Raw genomic sequence first — 3899 nt, 5'->3', positions numbered from 1 at the left:
GGCCATGACCACCTCCTCAAGGGCGGCGTTGCCGGCCCTCTCGCCCATGCCGTTGACGGCGACCTCGACCTGCCGGGCCCCGCCCTGCACGCCGGCCAGGCTGTTGGCCACGGCCAGGCCCAGGTCGTTGTGGCAGTGTGTGGAGAAGATCACGCCGTCGGCGCCGGGGACGTTCTCGATCAGGTCGCGGAACACCGCCTCGTACTCGGAGGGATAGGTGTAGCCCACGGTGTCGGGGATGTTGATGGTGGTGGCGCCGGCGCGGATGGCGGCCTCCACGCAGCGTCGCAGGAAGTCGCGCTCGGTACGGGTGGCGTCCTCGGCCGACCATTCCACGTCGCCGCACAGGTTGCGGGCGTGGGCGACCGACCGGGTCACCATCTCGAGGACGGCGTCGGGCTCCATCTGCAGCTTCCACTTCATGTGGACCGGGCTGGTGGAGATGAAGGTGTGGATCCGGCCGCGCTTGGCCGGGCGGATGGCCTCGGCGCAGCGCTCGATGTCTGCCTGCCCGGCGCGGGCCAGGCCGCAGACCGTGCTCTCGGTGACGATCTCGGAGATTCGGCGGACGGACTCGAAATCGCCGTTGGAGGCGATGGGGAAGCCGGCCTCGATGACGTCGACCCTCATGTCCTCGAGGATCTTGGCCAGCTCCAGCTTCTCGTCCAGGGACATGGAGGCGCCGGGCGACTGCTCGCCATCGCGCATGGTGGTGTCAAAGACGATCACCCGGTCCTTGGCGTCGTCGGAGGGGGCCGCAGCGGGGGCGTGGGAAGGAATGGCGTTCATGTCGGGAAACTCGCAGTTCGCGGGGGGTCTAGCTCAGGTCGGGTGAGAGGGTCATCCCCTGAAACGCCCGGCCGCGACCTCGCGCAGCCTGAAAAGGCGCTCAGGGGCGACTAAGCCCCCGCAGAAGGCCAGGATGCGGCGCGACAGCGATCATGGGTCCGCTCATATCGATTTGGCGACTCTGGCGCAAGAGTCTTGCGTGGAATTCGGTCCGGGGCGACGGATCGGCAAGAACCTTGCGCAAAAGGGCCGGTCGAGTTCCCTCCCGCGCCGCCCTTCTGCGGAGTCACGGCGCGGCGCGAGACCGCAGCCAGTTCCGCGCGGCCAGGCCCATGGCGATCCACAGGACGAGCCCTGCGGCCAGGGCGGCCAGGCTCTCGACGCCGCCGCCGGTCAGGACATGCAGGATCGACTTCCCGGCGAAGGCGGTCAGGGCGATCTTGGGGATGATGCCAAGGGCGGTCCCGGCGGCGAAGTCCAGGACGCGGATCGGCGTCACGCCCGCCGCCATGTTGACCACGATGAAAGGTGCGGACGGCACGACGCGCACCACCAGGCTGGCCAGGAAGCCGTTGCGGGCGACCAGGGCCATGAAGCGGTCCAGGCTCTCGCTGGAGAACATCTGCAGGGTGCGGGCCCCGGCGGAGCGCCCCAGCCAGAATCCGATCATCGCCGAGACCAGGGTCCCGACCCAGCTGTAGATGGCCCCGTTGACGGGCCCGAAGGCGACGACGGCGGCGGCGATCAGGACGAACTGGGGGGCGCCCAGGAAGGCCAGTCCGGCGAAGGCCGCCACCGCCATCGGCAGGGCCCAGGGGCCGTGGGCCGCACCGAGCCAGCCCCTCAGGGCGGTCTCGCTGTCGAAACCCATCAGCCGGGCCCCGAACAGGAAGACCAGACCCACCCCGCCGAACAGCAGGAAGGACACGCCGAGGCTGACCCAGGCCCGGGCGTCCATGTTGCTGACCATCTGGAAGAGGCGGCGCATGCCCCGGAGTCGCGCGGTCCGGCCGCCGGGTCAAGGCGGCTTGCATCCCACCGCCGTGGCGCCTCCGGCCTATCCCCCGGCGGGCGACTGGGATAAACCGCCGCTCCAGGACGAATCCTCGACGGGAGCCCACATGTCGCTCGAATCCGCCACCCTCGCCCGGGTCAAGCCCTCCGCCACCATGGCCACGGACCAGAAGGCTCGTGAGCTGAAGGCCCAGGGCCGCGACATCATCAGCCTCGGCGCCGGCGAGCCGGACTTCGACACCCCGGACAACATCAAGGACGCGGCGATCCGCGCCATCCGCGAGGGCAAGACCAAGTACACCACGGTCGACGGCATCCCCGAGCTGAAGGAGGCCATCGCGGCCAAGTTCGCCCGCGAGAACGGCCTCGCCTACAAGCCCTCCCAGGTGAACGTCTCGCCGGGCGGCAAGCCGGTGATCTTCAACGCCATGATGGCCACCTTGAATCCGGGGGACGAGGTCATCGTGCCGGCGCCCTACTGGGTCAGCTATCCCGACATGGTCCTGCTGGCCGGCGGAACCCCGGTCTTCGCCCCGACCACGGCGGCCAGCGGCTTCAAGCTGAAGCCCGCCGAACTGGAGGCCGTGATCACGCCGCGCACCCGCTGGCTGATCCTGAACTCGCCCTCCAACCCCTCGGGCGCGGCATACACCCGGGATGAGCTGAAGGGCCTGGCCGAGGTATTGCTGCGCCACCCGCAGGTCTGGATCCTGACCGACGACATGTACGAGCACCTGATGTTCGACGACATGACGTTCTGGACCCTCGCCCAGGTGGAGCCCGCCCTCTACGAGCGCACCCTGACCATGAACGGGGTCTCCAAGGCCTACGCCATGACCGGCTGGCGCATCGGCTACGCCGCCGGCCCCGAGCCCCTGATCAAGCTGATGGCCAAGGTCATGAGCCAGTCCACCTCCAATCCCTGCTCGGTCTCTCAGTACGCCGCCGTCGAGGCCCTGAGCGGGACCCAGGACTTCATCAAGCCCAACGCCGCCCTCTTCCAGAAGCGCCGGGACCTGGTGGTTTCCATGCTGAACCAGGCCTCGGGCCTCGTCTGCCCGACCCCGGAGGGGGCCTTCTATGTCTATCCGTCCTGCGAGAAGCTGATCGGCCGCAAGGCGCCCTCCGGCCGGGTGATCGGCTCCGACAAGGACTTCGCCAACGAACTCCTGGAGTCCGAGGGCGTGGCGGTGGTGTTCGGCGAGGCCTTCGGCCTCTCGCCCTTCTTCCGCATCAGCTACGCCACCTCCGAGAAGGTCCTGGAGGACGCCTGCGGCCGGATCCAGCGGTTCTGCGCCTCGGTGAAATAGGCCGTGACGGTCGTCAACCTGAACAAGGCCCGCAAGGCCCGGGCGCGGGAAGCCGCGAAATCCCTCGCCGCAGAGAACCGCGTCGCCTTCGGTCGGACGAAGGCCGAGAAGACCAAGGCCCAGGCGGACGCCACGCGGCTCGCCCGCCAGCTCGACGGCAAGCGCCTGGAACCCTAGCCGCCGCAGCCCCCCTCCGGCCCGCTGCGCGGTCCACCTCCCCCTCAAGAGGTGGAGGAATTACAGTCACTTAATTGCTCCACCTCAGGGGGAGCTCCGCGCGAAGCGCGGTGAGGGGGTGCAACGGCGGCTCAGCAACCCCCCTCCGACCCGCTGCGCGGGCCACCTCCCCCTCAAGAGGTGGAGGAATTACAAGCACTTAATTGCTCCCCATCAGGGGGAGCTCCGCGCGAAGCGCGGTGAGGGGGTGCAACGGCCTCTCCGAAGACCCCCTCCGGCCCGCTGCGCGGTCCACCTCCCCCTCAAGAGGTGGAGGAATGACAATGGGTTAATTGCTCCACCTCAGGGGGAGCTCCGCGCGAAGCGCGGTGAGGGGGTGCAACGGCGGCTCAGCAGACCCCCTCCGACCCCCTGCGCGGGCCACCTCCCCCTCAAGAGGGGGAGGAATTACAGTCACTTTATTGCTCCACCTCAGGGGACTATTGCGAAATCCTCGGATCGTGATTCCCTGTCGATGACGGCGGAGGGATTGCGATGTCAGTGAAGTCGACGGGTCAGCTTGGGTTTGGGGAGTTGGCGGCGGCTCGGCGGGGCGGGGTTCGGGCCCTG

Annotated in this window: 4 protein-coding genes; 2 read left to right on the top strand and 2 right to left on the bottom strand. The window is 68.7% G+C overall.

What is annotated here, in order from left to right; translation table 11 throughout:
- Both INE98_RS13955 and INE98_RS13950 read right to left on the bottom strand, forming a co-directional pair.
- Positions 1-789: 2-isopropylmalate synthase (locus INE98_RS13955; protein WP_293539703.1), on the bottom strand; the 789-nt coding region annotated here is incomplete at its 3' end.
- Between the two features lie 286 nt (positions 790-1075).
- Positions 1076-1777 (bottom strand): TVP38/TMEM64 family protein, encoded by a 702-nt coding sequence (locus INE98_RS13950; RefSeq protein WP_293539701.1) that lies wholly within the window; start codon positions 1775-1777, stop codon positions 1076-1078.
- A gap of 133 nt (positions 1778-1910) precedes the next feature.
- On the opposite strand from INE98_RS13950, the gene INE98_RS13945 reads away from it, so the two are divergent.
- Both INE98_RS13945 and INE98_RS13940 read left to right on the top strand, forming a co-directional pair.
- Positions 1911-3113, top strand: a complete 1203-nt coding sequence (locus INE98_RS13945) for a pyridoxal phosphate-dependent aminotransferase (protein ID WP_293539699.1) — start codon at positions 1911-1913, stop codon at positions 3111-3113.
- 3 nt (positions 3114-3116) lie between these two features.
- Positions 3117-3290 (top strand): DUF4169 family protein, encoded by a 174-nt coding sequence (locus INE98_RS13940; RefSeq protein ID WP_293539697.1) that lies wholly within the window; start codon positions 3117-3119, stop codon positions 3288-3290.
- Positions 3291-3899 lie beyond the last annotated feature (609 nt).

Source organism: Phenylobacterium sp. (assembly GCF_020253645.1).
Classification (GTDB): domain Bacteria; phylum Pseudomonadota; class Alphaproteobacteria; order Caulobacterales; family Caulobacteraceae; genus Phenylobacterium.
The sequence above is the reverse complement of the archived record's forward strand: the minus strand, read 5'-3'. Positions and strand labels throughout refer to the sequence as shown.

Bases quoted from the DNA above. Each gene is read 5' to 3' on its own strand.
- INE98_RS13945 (WP_293539699.1), top strand. From the start codon at position 1,911: ATGTCGCTCGAATCCGCCACCCTCGCCCGGGTCAAGCCCTCCGCCACC.
- INE98_RS13950 (WP_293539701.1), bottom strand. From the start codon at position 1,777: ATGCGCCGCCTCTTCCAGATGGTCAGCAACATGGACGCCCGGGCCTGG.